The 16,230-nt window shown below is 63.6% G+C and carries 13 protein-coding genes; 2 read left to right on the top strand and 11 right to left on the bottom strand.

Going from position 1 to position 16,230, the window contains the following annotated elements:
* Window positions 1-7: 7 nt before the first annotated feature.
* The 3 genes from CH256_RS02210 to CH256_RS02200 are packed head-to-tail and all read right to left on the bottom strand — an operon-like array spanning window position 8 to window position 4,418.
* Window positions 8-1,768, bottom strand: coding sequence for an ABC transporter ATP-binding protein (locus tag CH256_RS02210; protein WP_094668751.1), 1,761 nt, complete (start codon window positions 1,766-1,768; stop codon window positions 8-10).
* Window positions 1,765-3,477 carry an ABC transporter ATP-binding protein gene (locus tag CH256_RS02205; protein ID WP_179271972.1) on the bottom strand — a complete coding sequence of 571 codons (1,713 nt, stop codon included), beginning with the start codon at window positions 3,475-3,477 and terminating at the stop codon, window positions 1,765-1,767. Before CH256_RS02205 ends, CH256_RS02210 begins: the two co-directional genes overlap by 4 nt.
* The gene (locus CH256_RS02200; RefSeq protein ID WP_094668750.1) at window positions 3,474-4,418 is read right to left on the bottom strand and encodes a methionyl-tRNA formyltransferase; all 945 of its coding nucleotides are present in this window, start codon (window positions 4,416-4,418) and stop codon (window positions 3,474-3,476) included. The genes CH256_RS02205 and CH256_RS02200 overlap by 4 nt, the downstream gene beginning before the upstream one ends.
* Before the next feature lie 274 nt (window positions 4,419-4,692).
* Between CH256_RS02200 and CH256_RS02195 the strand changes: the two genes are divergently transcribed.
* Complete coding sequence (locus CH256_RS02195) at window positions 4,693-5,157, top strand: SRPBCC family protein (protein ID WP_068047344.1); 465 nt, start codon at window positions 4,693-4,695, stop codon at window positions 5,155-5,157.
* A gap of 295 nt (window positions 5,158-5,452) precedes the next feature.
* Here the strand turns inward: CH256_RS02195 and CH256_RS02190 are convergent, their stop codons facing one another.
* The 4 genes from CH256_RS02190 to CH256_RS02175 all read right to left on the bottom strand — a co-directional run bounded on the left by CH256_RS02190 (window position 5,453) and on the right by CH256_RS02175 (window position 8,301).
* On the bottom strand, window positions 5,453-6,271 hold the full coding sequence (locus CH256_RS02190) for an Fpg/Nei family DNA glycosylase (protein WP_068047343.1): 819 nt from the start codon (window positions 6,269-6,271) through the stop codon (window positions 5,453-5,455).
* A 50-nt stretch (window positions 6,272-6,321) separates the two neighbouring features.
* Window positions 6,322-6,765: a carboxymuconolactone decarboxylase family protein gene (locus CH256_RS02185; RefSeq protein ID WP_094668749.1), complete on the bottom strand. Its 444-nt coding sequence runs from the start codon at window positions 6,763-6,765 to the stop codon at window positions 6,322-6,324.
* 79 nt (window positions 6,766-6,844) lie between these two features.
* The gene (locus CH256_RS02180) at window positions 6,845-7,072 is read right to left on the bottom strand and encodes a hypothetical protein (protein ID WP_143536503.1); all 228 of its coding nucleotides are present in this window, start codon (window positions 7,070-7,072) and stop codon (window positions 6,845-6,847) included.
* Between the two features lie 401 nt (window positions 7,073-7,473).
* Window positions 7,474-8,301 (bottom strand): helix-turn-helix domain-containing protein, encoded by an 828-nt coding sequence (locus tag CH256_RS02175; protein ID WP_094668747.1) that lies wholly within the window; start codon window positions 8,299-8,301, stop codon window positions 7,474-7,476.
* A gap of 135 nt (window positions 8,302-8,436) precedes the next feature.
* Between CH256_RS02175 and CH256_RS02170 the strand changes: the two genes are divergently transcribed.
* Entirely contained in the window at window positions 8,437-9,366 is a 930-nt protein-coding gene (locus CH256_RS02170; RefSeq protein WP_094668746.1) for an SDR family NAD(P)-dependent oxidoreductase, read from the top strand.
* Window positions 9,367-9,369: 3 nt separating this feature from the next.
* On the opposite strand, the gene CH256_RS02165 is transcribed toward CH256_RS02170, so the two are convergent.
* The 4 genes from CH256_RS02165 to CH256_RS02150 all read right to left on the bottom strand — a co-directional run bounded on the left by CH256_RS02165 (window position 9,370) and on the right by CH256_RS02150 (window position 16,224).
* Window positions 9,370-11,433: an AMP-binding protein gene (locus tag CH256_RS02165; protein WP_094668745.1), complete on the bottom strand. Its 2,064-nt coding sequence runs from the start codon at window positions 11,431-11,433 to the stop codon at window positions 9,370-9,372.
* A 186-nt stretch (window positions 11,434-11,619) separates the two neighbouring features.
* Window positions 11,620-13,224, bottom strand: coding sequence for an SLC13 family permease (locus CH256_RS02160; RefSeq protein WP_094668768.1), 1,605 nt, complete (start codon window positions 13,222-13,224; stop codon window positions 11,620-11,622).
* Window positions 13,225-13,311: 87 nt separating this feature from the next.
* Complete coding sequence (locus CH256_RS02155; protein WP_256989336.1) at window positions 13,312-14,760, bottom strand: alanine/glycine:cation symporter family protein; 1,449 nt, start codon at window positions 14,758-14,760, stop codon at window positions 13,312-13,314.
* A gap of 129 nt (window positions 14,761-14,889) precedes the next feature.
* The gene (locus tag CH256_RS02150; RefSeq protein WP_094668767.1) at window positions 14,890-16,224 is read right to left on the bottom strand and encodes a flavin monoamine oxidase family protein; all 1,335 of its coding nucleotides are present in this window, start codon (window positions 16,222-16,224) and stop codon (window positions 14,890-14,892) included.
* Window positions 16,225-16,230 lie beyond the last annotated feature (6 nt).

Raw genomic sequence — 16,230 nt, 5'->3', positions numbered from 1 at the left:
GGTGCGTCTACTCGACATCTGTTCTGCCCGACCATGCCGACCAGAGACGCGCATATCGGCCGTCTGCTGTCACGAGATCGGCGTGGGTGCCGGATTCCACGACACGGCCGTGCTCGAGCACCACGACCGTGTCTGCTGCCACGGCCTGCGTCAGCCGGTGCGCCACGATCACCGTGGTCCGGCCCTCGGTCGCCGCCGATGCGGCTTCTTCGAGCAGGCGGGCTCCGCTACTGCCGGCCTCCGCGGTCGCTTCGTCGAGTATTGCGACCGGGGGATCGGACAGGATCAGTCTCGCCAGTGCGAGCTGCTGCCCTTGGGATGCACTGAGCGGATGCCCGTTCTCCCCGATGCGTGTGTCGAGGCCCTCCGGCAGAGCCCGGACCCAGTCGGCAGCTCGGACCCGATCGAGGGCGTCCCACAGAGCGGCGTCGTCGGCATCCGCGTCCGCGAGCCTCAGATCGTCGGCGAGAGGGCCGGCACTGACGTGGACGTCCTGCGAGAGGATCGAGATGTGCCGCCTGAGTCGGTCGGTACCGAGATCACGTAACGGGATGCCGCCCAACGTGACCGAGCCGCGGTCGGGCTCGAGGGACCCGGCTGCGAGAAGCGCGGCAGTCGTCTTTCCGGCACCGGTCGAGCCGACCACTGCCACCGTACTTCCGGCGGGAACGCTGAGCGAAATTCCGTGCAGAACGTCGCCCCCGGTGGAGTAGGCGTACGTGACGTCGGATAGTTCCAACGTCGCGTCGACAGGTTCGGCGTCGATCCCTGTCGTTCGAGTCGATGCCATGTCGACCACGCCGACGAGACGATCGAGGCTGGCACCGGCGGATTGGATATCGTCGAACAGGAACAGCACCGTACCGAGCGGGTTGAACAGTCGATGGAACATCAACGTTGCAGCGGTGACTGCGCCCAGAGTCACGAGATCGCCTCTGACCAATAAGAACCCAGTACTCAGGATGATGGTGAGACCCACCAGTTCCGCGCGGTTCTCCTTGCCGACGAAGCGAGTCAGCAGTGTGAACGTGGCGATGGAGAAGTCCCTGGCGCGTTCGGATTCCGTCTCCACGGACGCGACAGCAGTGTCTTCGCGGCGGTACGCGCGCACCGTGCGCGCGCCTTGGATGTTGCTGATCAGCGCCTGCGAACGATCGCCCATCGCGGCCCGTTCGGCAGCGTAGAGAGGGCCGCTGCGCGGCAGATACCACCGAAGAGCGGTGACGTACAACGGTAGTGCCAAGCTGCCGGCCAGCCCGAGACGCCAGTCGATGCCGTACATCGTCACGACGGACACCCCGATCAACAACACCGCGTTCACCACGGCAGGGAGTACGCCGTTGACGGCGCGGGTCACCTGGGACACGTCATCGCTGATGCGCGAGAGCACATCTCCGCGTCCCGCCCGTTCCACCGTGCGGGTGGGGAGGGCGAGAACTCGGGTCACCACCTGCTCGCGCAGCTGTGCCACCACGCCTTCGCCCAGTTTCGCCACGAGGTAAGCCATCAGTCCGGCGAACACCCCGTTGACGCCTGCGGCGATCATGACCAGAACCACCACCATCACGATCCGGCCCGGCGGCCCGCCCGCGACGACCTCGTCGACGAGGCGTCCGAGAATCAGAATCGGTGCCAGAGCCGAGACGGCGGAGACGATGCCGACAAATGGAGTCAGGGCAACGAGCCCTGGCCTGGCCGCGAGTTGTCCGCGTAGCCACGACCACGATCGTCCGGCGGTTGCGACGGGCAGACGGGTGTCGTCGGTCATCGCAGCACCGCCTCCGCATAGCCCTCGGCCCGTTCGAGGAGAACTGAATGGGGTGCGTCCGCCGCGATTCGGCCGTCACGTATCACCACTACCCGGTGAGCCACGGACAGCAATGCAGGACTGCTGGTCACGATGATCGTCGTTTTCGGGGTCCGTACGTTCGGCCCGTGACGAAGAGTCGCGATACCCCGAGCGATGGTGTGTTCGGTGACCGAATCGACTGCGGTGGTCGGTTCGTGCAGCACCAGTACGGGAGGCTCGGCGAACAGGGCCCGTGCCAGCGCGATGCGCTGTCGTTGTCCCCCGGACAGATTGGCACCCCTCTCGGTCAGCCGCTGTTCGAGACCGTCGGTATGACTGTCGACGATCTGGTCTGCACCCGAGGCGCGAAGCGCTCCGTCGAGCTGTCGGTCGGTGTATCCGCGTCCGGCGGTGATGTTGTTCTTCACCGTGTCGGCGAACAGGTCGGAGACGTGTGGTTCGACCACGATTGCTGCTCGGACCTGCGCGAGTTCGATGTCGCGGGTGGGCGTGCCTGCGAGCAGAACATCGCCGCTGACGTCGGCAGCCGAAACCTGCCCGGACAGAACGGCCACGATCGACTCGGCGTCCTCGGACCCGTACGCCAGGATTCCGACTGTCTCCCCAGCCGCGATGTCGAGGTCGATCTTCTGCAATGACCGGTGCGTGACGCCGCGGAGTCCGAGATCGAGCCGCTTGCCGGTGATGTGCTGGTTGCCGTGGTGCAGAATTCGATCCGCTCCCAGTACCAGGGCGACGCGATCGGCCGACGCCCGCGCCCGGGCGATGATCGCCGGGGTGGAGGACAACACACCCAGTGGTTCGATGAGGAATTGCGCCAGACCGACGACGGCAATCAATTCTCCGACGGTGATGCGTCCGATGAGAGCGAAGTAGCCGGCTAGCCCCGCGACGGATGCAGCAACCACCGCGCTCACGCCGGTGGTGATCCCCGATTGCGTCGCCAGCGATCTCGCCGTGAGCAGTGCTGCACCGAGGGCTTTCGCGCTGGCTTGTCGATAGCGCGTCGCCGCTACAGTTTCCGCGCCGATACCTTCGATCGACCGATGCCCGCTGACGAGGTCGGTGGCCAGCGCAGTCGCCTCGGCGACCGTTCGCTGCTGCTCGGCTGCCAGCCTGGTCACCCGCGGTGCGACGAGCTGAAGCACGGCGACGAAGATCGGGGTGCCGATGAAGATGGCGAGTCCCAACGGCACGTCGATGACCATCAACGCAATGGCCGTGGCGACGACGGCGGTGGCAGCAGCCGCGATGCGCGGGAACAGATCCAGGAACCATGCCGACTGTTCGGCGTCGGTACTGGAAATGGTCAGTAGCTCACCACCCCGCAGGGTTGTGTCCAGGCCACGCGGATCGAGAATTCGACCGGTGACCTCCATTCGTATGCGGTGCGCCTCGTGCTGCAGAGCGACGTTGAGGAACCGCATACCGAACTGATAAGCCGTTGTCAGACAAAGAAACAACGCTGCAAGTCCGACGATCGAGAGGACGAACCAGGGGACGTCGCCCGAGGAAATCGCCGAGTCGATGATCCACCCCAACGCGATCGGAACTGCAGTCTCGGCAAGCTGGTGGATGCAGATGAGCAGTGTTCCGATGCTCACTCTGCGCTTGTTGCGCGTCAGTGTTCGACGGACGATTCGCCCGCCTGTCACCTCGTCCTTCATGCCGTGGGCGTGAGGTAGCCGCCGCCGGTCACGAAATAGTCGAGCGCATCGACATCGTCCCCACTTTCGGTGCGCACGCGATCTATGACGAGTCCGTGGTTGGTGCCGCGGTGGGCTTCGGGGCCGGACACGATCACCATTCCCGCGCCCTCCCTGATGAATATCCGACCGGGTGTTCCGCCGTAGATACCGTCCGAGACGTGAGCAGTGATGATTCGAAGCTTTCGGCCTTTGTGGAAGGTGTAGGCGTTGGGATAGGGATCGGACATCGCACGAACCAATCTGTCCAGGTCCTCGGCGGGCCAGGTCCAGTCGATGCAGCTGTCCGACTCGTGTCGTTTGTGGAAGAACGTTCGTTTCGTCAGGTCCTGCGGAGTCCATGTGGCCGTGCCGTTCTCGATACTCTCGAGTGCGTCCAGCAGCACCTCGGGGATCAAGTCGATCGTCGCCTCGACGAGATCGGTGGAGGTGTCCCTCGGTCCGATCGGAACCGCTCGTTGGGTGATGACATCGCCGGTGTCGAGTTCGCCGTCCATTCGGTGCGCCGTCAGTCCGGTCTCGGCGGCACCACTGATCAGCGCCCAGATCACCGGAGAGAATCCGGTGAAGGCGGGAAGCAATGAGTCGTGCAGGTTGACCGTGCCGTGCGGAGGCATCGCGAAAATCTCGGGAGGTAACCAGGTCCGCCAGTTGTTCGCAACGATGATGTCCGGTGCCCACAGCTGCAGACGTTCCTCCAAGGCTTTGTCGGGGCGCTTCGCCAAGTACACCTCGATGCCGTGATTGCGTGCGAGATCTTCGACGGAATCGGGCCAAATGCTCTCGTACGCTTGCTCGCTGACCGGATGCGTCACTACCGCGACGACGTCGTGGCGTGAATCCACGAGCGTCTGCAACGTCTTGTGACCCCAAGTCTGGAAACCGAACAGCACTACCCGCATTGGCTCATCTCCATGTTTCTGCTCCGACGAAGTGGCACAGTGCCTCGCCTTGTACGTGGCCACCGGGGATTCACGTCGTACGCGATCGATCACCCCGGGCCGAGAGTTAGGCTAGCCTACCATCAACTGCAGAGTCAGGTGGGTGGGCGAAGTGGCCCCGAACTGCAGAGCCGTCGACGAAAAAGCCCAGCTGGGACGAGGTGTGACGACGGTTCGATCGAATCTTCCGGCGGTGCCGCGATTGAACGTGTCGAACTCTGGGCACAAAGGAAGAATGACCGACAACACGAAAGTCACAGTCGAACGAACCATAGAAGCTCCCGTCGACGCTGTTTTCGACGTGCTGACCAACCCCGAGCGGCATCAGGCGCTCGATGGATCAGGCTTCGTACGAAGCGTCGACCATGCCGACCGAATTCAGAAGGTCGGCGAGAAGTTCACGATGAACATGCAGGGCGATCACATGGGCGGCGAGTACCAGACCGACAACCATGTGACGGGCTACATCAAGGACAAGCTGGTCGCATGGACGACGGCACCCGCAGGCAACGAGCCTCCCGGCTGGGAATGGCTGTGGGAGCTCGAGTCTCAGGGCCCGAACGAGACGCTGGTCCGTCATACCTACGACTGGTCCAAGGTCACGGACAAGAAGTTGCTCGAGCAGATCAAGTTCCCTCTGGTCACCGAGGATCAGCTGAACGACACACTGGGTCGCCTCGCGGTCGAAGCGACGTCCTGACCCAACGACTCTTCTGGGACGCACAGCCTCAGCTCAGCCGTACAACGCTGTGGCGTCGACACTCTCTATCGGCATCCAACGCCGCCGGGAATCCGTCGACGTGAAGGTGGCCGTGCGGTCGACTCCACGGCGAAGCTCGCGGGAACCGGCGGCAGCTTGTTCGCTACGAGTTCGGTGCGCGCCTCGTCGGGGAGGTCGGCGTCCCGTCAGTCTTCGCTGAATGCGATCTCGGGTGACAATTTCGAAAAATGCTGTCTTACAGCATTATCGAGCTCGTCCCGCGCGATGGATCGGATCAGGATTGTTCACGAGAACACCACCAGGTTGTGCGGCCGCCCACCGTTCCGCGTGCCATCGGGGCACCACATCGCGGGCACGCCGCATCCGTCTTTCGGAACGGAATGATCTCCCCGGTGTGCACTCCACCTTTCTTCGTGGCCGATCGAACAGCGCGACGCAGAACGACGCGAAGCTCGTCGAGCTCCTCCGTCGTGAGCGTGTTGGCCCGCCTGGACGGGGATTGCTCGCTCTGCCACAGCACCTCGTCGGCCAGTAGATTGCCGACCCCCGCTATCGCCGCTTGATCGAGCAGGCGTGCCTTGAGAGGTGCACCGCTGGAACCGATTCGATGGCGGAAATCGTCGCGCGTGATCTCCGCGGCATCCGGACCGAGAGCGTCGATGTCGGGTTCGAGTCGAACCCGACCGAGTCGGCGCTTGTCGAAGAGTCGGAGCTGTCCACCGTCGTCGAACGTCATGGAGAACCGAGTCCACTCCGGCTTGTCGGTCGGGCGCTCGCCGACATGGGGATCGCCACCTCCGTACTGCGACGTCCGCTCGCCGTCGGGAGCGGTGACGATGACGCGCCCACCCATGCCCAGGTGTATGCCGAGGGTCGGCCCGCTCGAGCCGTCGGCCGTGACGGTCTCGCACCACATCGCCTTACCGCGTCGACGAGCCTCGGTGAGTTTCCCGCCGATCAGTGCGCCGGCAATGTCGCCCGGCATATGAGGTCGGCACTCGAACGTGTCGGTGTCATCGATGTCGACGATGACGCGACCGAGAGCTTTCTCGACGACCTGTCGGGCGTTTTCGACTTCGGGTAGTTCCGGCATGCATCCGGTGTACCCACTTCGTCGACACTATGCGCGGGTGCCGCCGTCGGTCATTCGGCTCGTTCGTCGTCCTTCGCGGGCACCAGCGGACCCAGTTCGGCATCGAGCACCTTCTGCACGACGCGCATCGCAGCCAGCGCAGCAGGCGCACCGCAGTACCCCGCCGTGTGGACGACAGTTTCGGTGATTTCAGTTCGGGTGAGGCCGTTGCGGAGAGCTCCGCGTACGTGTCCTGCGAGTTCCTCGTGGGCGCGTAGCGCGATGAGGATGCCGAGGTTGAGCAGGCTCCGACTGCGGTTGTCGAGGCCGGGCCGCGTCCACACGCCGCCCCACACGGTGTCGGTGACGAAGTCCTGCAGGGCAGCGGAGTCGGTGTCGGCGGCACTGGCAAACGCCTTCTCGACGTACTCGCGGCCCATCACGTTTCGACGGACCTCGAGCCCGTCCTCGAAGCGCGGACCCCTGTTCCGACTCGTGGCCTCGTCGTCGATCATGGTGGTTTCTCTCTTTCGTCTGCGTGTCGACAGATCATGGCCGGGGTTCCAGCGGAACCCTAGGCCGAAGCGAAGTCGGTCACGGCTCGCTCTGTTCGGTGTGCGTGCGTGGATCACCGTGATCAGGGGGAGTGATGCCACGCTCGCGCGGCGAGCCCATGAAGGCCGATCCTCCGACAGCGCTTTCGATTCCGTGAAAACTGCCGCGCCGCATGCGCGAGCGAAGTAAGCGTGCGATCGATACGAAAGCACCCAGAACGACTGCGAAGCCTGCGACCACGGCAAAGACTGCCAACGATGTGTCCATGATGTCTCCGATCCTCATCCTCGAATCCCGACCGGCCTCTGTCGATTATGAGACCCGGGACCTGCTCGGGTGGTGGAACCGGGACGTAGGTGTGTTTCGCTCCGCTCAGCGCAGAGACACTGTCCCTCCGTCACGGTCGTCGCGCGCAGGTTGTGTGTCGTCGGAGACTTGTTCTGTACGAGTTGCTTCGAGGAACAGCTGAAGAAAGGAAGAATGCTCGCCCCGTTCCTGCGAGGGCCTTCCCACTCGGGGGCCTTCCGATGCCTTCGACATATCGATTCGCGTTCCTCCCGTGTCTGCGATCAACAATCTCAGATTCTGAATAGTCAAGCAACTGAGATAGTAGATACAAAGCGCGGTACTGAGTGAACGATCGGCGACATGCGGCGACCGAGCGACTCCTAACGGTGTGCGTGGGCGGCGAGGGTGCCCAAGAGCTGCAACGCATCGGCCGAGGGGGTGTTCGGTTCGGCGTGATAGGCAACCAGGGTCTGGCCATCGGTACCCGCAACGGTCAGTTTCTCGTGCCGAAGGTCGAGGGGGCCGACCTCGGGGTGATCGAGAAGGCTGGTGCCGCCCGTTCTCAGGTGTACGTCGTGGCGCGCCCACAGCTGCCTGAACGCCGCGCTCGCGATCGACAGTTCGCCGACCAGGGCGGTGAGAACCTCGTCGTCGAGATGCGTCGCCGAGACAGCCCGAATTCCAGCCACGGCGTCGGTGGTGACGCGGCTCCAGTCGCGGTGCAACTCTCGCTCGTCGGCATCGAGAAATACCGCACGGAGCAGGTTGACCCCGGGGGAGTTGTTGGGAGACAACGCCGTTGCCATTCGATTCGCGGCCAGCACCGTGAAGCGGCGATCGTGAATCAACGCCGGCATCGGCAACGCGTCGAGAAAGCGAAGAGTTCCGGCCGACACTCGCTCCCTCCTCCTCGCTGGACGGCGGGCCGAAGTAGGGGGAGTGGCCAGAGCGTGCAGGTACGCAGTGCTGTCGGCGTCGAGACGCAACACCGCGGCCAGGGCGTCGAGCACCTGCGTCGACGGAGTCTGGTTGCGGCCCTGCTCGAGCCGAACGTAGTAATCGGTGCTGATTCCCGCAAGCATTGCGACCTCCTCGCGGCGCAGACCGCGAACGCGACGCCGCCCACCACCGATGAGGCCCACATCCTCGGGGTCGAGCTGCTCGCGGCGCGCTCGAAGGTACCCACCGAGCGCCTCGTGGTTGTCCATCCCTCCACCGTAGATCCGGAACCCGGGTGATGAGTAGCCCGCACGAACCCAGGATGCCGCGGGCTCGTGATGGTTCCTGGGAGTACCTCACTCTGGGAGTGCCGCACACAGCGGATTCACGAGAAGGAGTGCGAAATGACGAGAATCGTCACACCGTTCGGTGCCGACGCCACCGCCGACGAAGTCAGCGAAGGCATCGATCTGTCAGGCAATCGCGCCATCGTCACCGGGGGCGCGTCGGGCATCGGAATCGAGACCGCTCGGACGCTCGCTCGCCGCGGAGCACAGGTCACCCTCGCTGTCCGCGACGTCGTCGCCGCCAGGAGAGTCGCCGCGGAGATCGTCGCCGACACCGAAAATTCCGAGATGGACGTACGCGAGCTCGACCTCACCGACACCGCATCGGTGAGAGCCTTCGTCGACGCGTGGGACGAGCCCCTGGATCTGCTCGTCAACAACGCGGGTGTCATGGCCATCCAAGAGCTGACCCTGGTCGAGAACACATGGGAAAGGCAGTTCGCGACCAATTTCCTCGGCCACTTCGCCCTCACGACAGGCCTTCACGACGCCCCGCGGCTCGCCGACGGTGCGCGCGTGGTGTCGGTGTCTTCCTCGGCTCACCTGTTCTCGCCGGTAGTGTTCGACGACATCGACTTTCGCTTCCGGCCCTACGACCCGCTGCAGGCCTACGGTCAGTCCAAGACTGCCGTCGTTCTGTTCGGAGTGGCCGCGACCTCACGGTGGGCGGACGACGGAATCACGGTCAACTCCGTGAACCCGGGAGCAATCGCGACCTCTCTGCAACGCCATGTCGGTGGCACGCTCGCCACTCCCATCGAACTGCAGAAGACCCCGGCGCAAGGCGCATCGACATCCGTGATGGTCTCTACCAGTGGACAACTGGACGGCATCGGTGGCCGCTACTTCAACGACAATCAGGAAGCGATCGCCGTCGATCACAGACCTACCGACATCACCGAACTGGCGAACTCCGTGGCCTCGTACGCCCTCGATCTCGATGTCGCCGAACGGCTCTGGGCCATTGCTGCCCGTGCCGTCGAATGACGATCACATCCCAGCGGCGGTAGGCGGCTCGATCAGCATCCTCTTCATCACCTTGCCGGTCGCGGTTCGGGGCAGTTCGTCGAGGAATGTGATGTCACGGGGAACGCAGAAGCGGCTCAAACGGTTTCGGATGTAGGCGCGCACCATGTCCGCATCGAGACCCGCTGATCCGCGGCCGACGACGAACGCGGCCAAACGCTGCCCGTATTCGCTGTCGGGCACACCGACGACCGCGACCTCGCCGACCTGAGGAAGATTGGCGATGGCATCCTCGACGGGGCCGGGAAAGACGTTCTCGCCTCCGGAAATGATCATCTCGTCGTCTCTGCCGCAGACGAACAGCCGCCCGTTGCAGTCGATGTACCCCAGGTCGCCGGTATCCATCAGCGCAGCTCCGCGGGCGGACGCCGTCGACGGCGGTTGGGCGTTGGTGTACCCGTCGAAGAGCATGTCGTTGCCGACGAAGATTCGGCCGAGGGTTCCCACCGGAACGGCAGTACCGTCCGCGTCGAGTACAGCGACCGTCGTACCCAGCGGAGGGCGCCCGGCAGTGGCGGGGGCGGCGCGCAAGTCTTCGGGGGTGGCGATCGTTGCCCACGAGACCTCGGTGGAACCGTAGAAGTTGTAGAGGACGTCACCGAAGACGTCCATGAAGCGGCTCACGGTCGATCCGGTCAATGCCGACCCACTGCATGCGACGACGCGCAGGCTCGAAGTGTCGTAGCGTGATCGGACCTCGTCGGGCAGGTCGAGTATCCGCTGCAGCATGATCGGAACTGCGATCAGCGAGGTGCAACGGTGCGCCTCGATAGCCCGCAAGCAGTCCTCCGGATCGAATCGATCCTGAAGAACCACCGTGGCGCGCAGCGGCGTACTGATCTGTAGTGCCGCCAACCCCCAGCTGTGGAACATCGGTGCCGCGATCAACATGGTCTCGTTCATCCGGAGGGGCATCCGAGACAGCATGGCTGCAACAGTTCCGAAGCCCTTCGGTGTGGGACGAACCGCACCCTTCGGTGACCCGCTGGTTCCCGAGGTCAACACGACCACCGAACCGGGTCTGTCCGGCCTCGTGAACGTCGCGGACGGTGCTGCGACGAAGTGTTCGAGGGTGCGTCGACGCGGAACGGCGGTATGAGACGACAGGCTCACACGAGTGACGTCGTCGGGCAGGTAGCGAACCATCGAGTCGAACTCGTCGTCGACGAACAGCACTCGGAGCTGGTGTCGGGCGGAAATGGTCTCGATCTGGCGGGCAGCGAGACCGGTGTTGAGAAGGACCACCTCGACCCCGAGCATGCCGCACGCGACGGTGCACTCGATCATCCCGGAGTGGTTTCGGGCCAGAATGCCGACGGTGCTACCAGGACTGATTCCAGCCGCATCGAGACCTGCGGCGATGCGGTGCGATCGCTGGTGGATCTCTGCGAAAGTGCGAGTCCCTCGGTCGTCGATCAAGGCAATCGCGTTCGGCGACTTCGCTGCTGCAGCCGCGAAGCCTCCGCCCAGAGTGAAGCCCCATTTCGCCAGTGAGTTCAGCTGCTTGTACGCGCGGTCGGGACGTGCAGCACGAATGACGCCGGTTCCCACCATCGTCTTCATGATTGCCAACGGGAGTGACCGAGAATCCCCGGTATTGGACACAATCGAGGTCGAGGTGCCGGAGAGGCAGTTGTCCAGTCGGCGTAGACCACCCATCACCCAGTCGACCACCGCGCGGTTGTGCTCGGGTTGGGGCGAGTACGACCCGCCGAGGCCCGCTCTGAACACGGTGACATCGATCTTCGTCTCGCCTACCGAGCGCGCAGTGAGGGTGAATCTGATGAATCCGCCGGACTCGACGTGCTCGATGGTGATGATCGGCCGGTTTCGTCTGTTCACCACCAGCTCGAGGGCGTGCTCGACACCGCCGACTCCGCACCGGTAGCCGGCCGTGGATTCGCGGAGCACGCAGTAGTCGAGCCCGGGGAAGTAGCGTGGGAACAGCTCGACCGCGCTCAAGACCCCGCAAACCTGCTCGATGTCGTGTGCGAAGACCGTGCTGCAGTCGATGACGTCCGAGACCATGCCCCACCCCCCGTACCTTGCCGAGCCGGCAGGGACGCCGACTCAACACCGACCAGGGGATGGCGGCGCGCACCTGGAACGGGTCATCCGCCTGGATGAAGTCGCCATCGTAAACCCGAAGCACGCTTGTCTGGGCGAAATCAGCCGAAGTCGGTCTTCGATCGTGGGTTTTTCCTGTCCAGCGCGTCAGAACTGGATGCCCAGCGACCACGCGAACACCGTGTACGCGGCAATGGTGATCAACGAGATGGCGATCAGATTGAGCCAGAAACCACCACGCATCATCTGGCCGATCGTGATGTATCCACTGGCATAGGACACCGCATTCGGTGGAGTCGCGACCGGCAGCATGAACGCACAGGTCGCTGCCAGCGCTACGGGGACGGTCAGGACCAGAATGTCGATGTTCATGCCCATCGCGACGCCCCCTGCTACCGGGAGGAAAGTCGCCGCCGTCGCGGTATTGCTGGTGATCTCGGTCAGGAAGATGATCGCGGCCGTGGCGACGACGACCAACATGACCACTGGAATCGTGTCGAGACCGCCCGCGACGCTACCTATCCACTCCGTCAGGCCGCTGGACTCGAACTGTGCCGACAGGGCGAGCCCGCCGCCGAACAACAACAGCACGCCCCACGGGAGTTTGACGGCGGTCTCCCAATCGATCAGACGCACACCCTTCTTGCTGCCGCTGGGAAGCAGGAACAGCAGGAGAGCTGCGGTCATGGCGATTCCGGTGTCGGATATCGGCGGGCTGTCGAAGAGCAGCGGAACCCCCACCCAGGAAGCGGCCGCCAGGCAGAAGATGATCGCGACCCGAATCTCTCCCTGCGACATCCTGCCCAGGGCGTCCAGTTCACCTCTGATCAGCTGTTTGCCGCCGGGTATGTCGTCGATTTCCGGCTTGAACATCACGTGGGTCAGCAGGAACCAGGCGATCACGAGCAGGATCGCCGCGAGCGGAACGCCGGCGATCATCCACTGCAGGAATCCGATGGTGATTCCCTGACCCCCCAGGTACCCGACCAGCAAGGTGTTGGGCGGGGTGCCGATGATCGTTCCGAGTGAGCCGATCGATGCCGCATAGGCGATACCGAGCATCAGAGCGGTGCCGAAGTTGCTCTTGATGACGGCCTGCGTGATGGTCTCGGCGTCCGGGCTCGTTTCACCATCGGAGCCGGGTACAGCTCCGGCCTTCCTGCCGATGTCGAGAACCAGAACGAGGACCGAGACACCGATCGGAATCATCATCACTGCGGTGGCCGTGTTGGAAACCCACATCGACAGAAAGCCGGTCGCGATCATGAACCCGGCGATCACCATGGTCGGTTTGGTGCCCATGGCGTTGACCGTCAGCAGCGCGATACGGCGATGCAGATTCCACCGTTGCATGGCCAGCGCCAGGAGGAAGCCGCCCATGAACAGAAAGATGATGTTGTTGCCGTACGAGGCACCGACGTCGTTGACGACGACGCCGGAATCGAATACCGGAAAGATGACGAGGGGTAGCAGTGCGGTCGCCGGGATGGGCACCGCCTCGGTCATCCACCAGATGCCCATCAATACCGCGGTGGCTGCGGTCAGCCGTGCCGGGTGCGCCACGTCCTCCGGGAGAACCAGATAGACGACAAGTGCCAACAGAACGCCTGCGCCGAGTCCGACCCATTGCCGCTTGCGGCGACCGGGCTGCACTTCGTCTTCGCGTTCTCCGGCCGATTTCCGATCCACTTCGTCGAACTCGTGGCCTTCGGATGCGCGCCCGGCCTTCTCGTCGTCGCCGACCTGCGTCATGGAACCTCCTCGGTGTGGACGTTTCATCACCCTAACGTGTGAATTGTCCGGAAGGTCCGAATCGAACAGCGGCGACAGCCGCCTCGCTTACCGCGCGACGTCGGGCTTGTTCGCCGCCGGATCGTTGTCGAGCACCGGATCCCACACGTCGCCGGGTAGGTCGCCCGGCAGATGACTGTTTCCGCGTCCGACGAATTTGTCGTCGCGACCTTCGCGACGCATCGCCTCGAAGTCCGCCAGCGCACCGAAGGCCCATTTGCCCAGCAGCGCAATGGCTACCAGGTTCACGGTTGCCATTGCCGCCATGGCGACGTCCGCGAGTGCCCATACCGTCGTCAGCGCGGACAGGGAGCCGAAGCCGATGGCTGCAAGGACGATGGTGCGCAACAGGTTCAGCAGTTTGCCCTCGACTCCGAGGAAATTGAGGTTGATCTCGGCATACGAATAGTTGCCCAGGATCGAGGAGAACGCGAACGTGAAGATCAACAGTGTCATCGGAATCGTGGTCCACGTGCCCAGCTGAGCTGAGATCGAGTCCTGAGTCAGAACCGCGCCCGCCACTCCGCTCGGGTTGCTGATGTCGTACACGCCCGAGACCAGGATGATGAACGCTGTCGCACTGCAGATGACGATGGTGTCGAAGAAGACTCCGAGCGACTGGATCAGACCCTGCTTCACCGGATGGGACACCGTCGCGGTCGCTGCGGCGTTGGGCGCGCTGCCCATGCCTGCCTCGTTGGAGAACAGTCCGCGCTTGACGCCGTTGAGCATGGCGGCCAGGATTCCACCCGTCGTGCCGCCGATCGCCTCGTTCAAACCGAATGCGCTGGAGACGATCTGACCGAAGACCGTCGGGATCTCGCCGATGTTCATCGCCACGATCACCAGTGCGAGCAAGACGTACACCAGAGCCATGACGGGGAGCAGGTACTCGGCCACCCGCGCGATTCGCCGGACACCACCGAAGAGAATCGGCGCAGACAGCACCACCAGGAACACCGCGATCCACCCGGCATCGATGTTCATCGTGGACGAGAACGATTCGGTGATGGTGTTCGCCTGAACCATGTTGAACGCGAAGCCGAAAGCGAAGATCAGCAGGCACGCGAAGACGATTCCCCATCGACGCGAACCCAGACCCAATTGGATGTAGTAGGCGGGACCGCCTCGGAAGCTCCCGTCGGGATTGCGCACCTTGTACATCTGCGCCAGAGTCGCCTCGATGAACGCCGTCGCCATGCCGACCACCGCGACCAGCCACATCCAGAAGATGGCTCCCGGTCCGCCGAGAGTGATCGCGATGGCGACTCCTGCGATGTTTCCCGTACCCACTCGGGACGCCAGACCGACACAGAAGGCCTGGAACGCCGAGATGCCGCCCTCGGCGTCCGACCGAGATCCACCGATGGCCTTGAACATCGACGGAAGAAGCCGAATCTGAACGAATTTGGTTCGAACGGTGAAGTACAGTCCGACGCCGATCAACAAGTAGATGAGGAAGACGCTGTAGAGACGATCTGCCAAGAAGTCGATCACTGAACTGACGGTATCCACGGTGCCATCCTGGAGTGCTCGGTGTGTGGGTGCGTCGACAGCACATTACTCGCAGATGGTCGAAAGTTTGCACCGAACACAAACGCGCGTGGTGGGGTTCGGCGCGTGCTGTCAGCGCTTCGTAGGACTCCAGATGTCGCCGAACGGTATCGAACGCCCCAGAATACGTTCTGCTGCACGGTGTCCCGACTTCAACGCCGCTGTGACCGTTGCCGGATCTTCGGTCCATGTCGCCTCACCGGCGAGGTGAAGCACGTTTGCGATCGGAGTGGCGAGGTCGTCGTGATCGCGCGTACGTGAACCCACCGTCATGTACGAGTACGAACCGTACGAGAACGGATCGTCCTGCCAGCGAGTGACATACACGCGGTCCGGTGCAACGACCCGGTCGCCGTACAGGCCACGCAGCGCCTCGAGAACCGAGTCCGCGATGCGCGCGTCCGACCAGTGCCGAGTCTGCTGCGCACAGGTACCCGCTGCGAACGTCAGAAGCGTCGGACGTCCCTGGGGCATGGTCACGTCGTACCAGGAGTGCCACCAGCGCCCGGCTTCGCCCTGCTGCCGAACGGCATAGACGTTCTCGTCCCAGAACTTGGTGGGGAACCGCAGGAACACTTTCTCGAAGGCATTCATCTCGAGTCGTTCGAGTGCACCCGAAACAGGTTCCGGTAGAGGCGGTTCCACGGTGAACGTCGGCGACTTCAGTACTCCGATCGGCACCGTCACCACAGCGCGCTCGGCCGAGAACGTCCCGGATCCGGTGTCGACCCCAACTCCGTCTCGACCCCAACGGACCTGCCTCACCACGTGTTCGAGCCGGACGTCGAGCCCCACGGCCAATCGAACCGCCAGCTCGTCGTAACCGTCGGGGAACACGACTTCGTCGCCCTCGATGGCGTCGTCGTCCAAACCGTGCGCGTCGAGGAGGTCTTTTCCTACTCCCAACTGTTCCTCGGCTCGATGTCCGAGGAACTCGCGAACTCGTTCGAGTCGGTCGATGTTCCAATCCAGTTGCGTCAGAGTTGCTTCCACTGCGTCTCCGAACGACGTTCCCGGGGACGACGTCGCAACCGTTGCGGCGAACAGTTCGTCGAAGTGGTGAACGTCGGCGCCGAACTGCGCGGCGGACTCGTCGCTCAACCTGGTCCCGGTGGGGGAGTAGTACGCGATGGGCCTGCCGTCGGGTTGGTAGCTACCGACGGTGAACTCGACGGTCCGCATTCCGAAGGCGTCTACGGCATCGGCGAGAGGGTTGTTGTCCGTTCCGTGAATCCAGGACGCGCCGACATCGAGGATGCCGTCGGCGGTCCGCATCGTCCGGACCCGACCGCCCACGCGGTCTCTGGCCTCGAGAACTACGACTCGCTGACCGGCACGATGCAGGAGTCTCGCAACGACCAAGCCGGAAATACCTGCCCCGACCACGAGGGTATCGACGTGTGTCACCGTCAC

The organism is Rhodococcus sp. 05-2254-6 (assembly GCF_002258565.1).
In the GTDB taxonomy this organism is placed as follows: Bacteria; Actinomycetota; Actinomycetes; order Mycobacteriales; family Mycobacteriaceae; genus Rhodococcoides.
The sequence above is the reverse complement of the archived record's forward strand: the minus strand, read 5'-3'. Positions and strand labels throughout refer to the sequence as shown.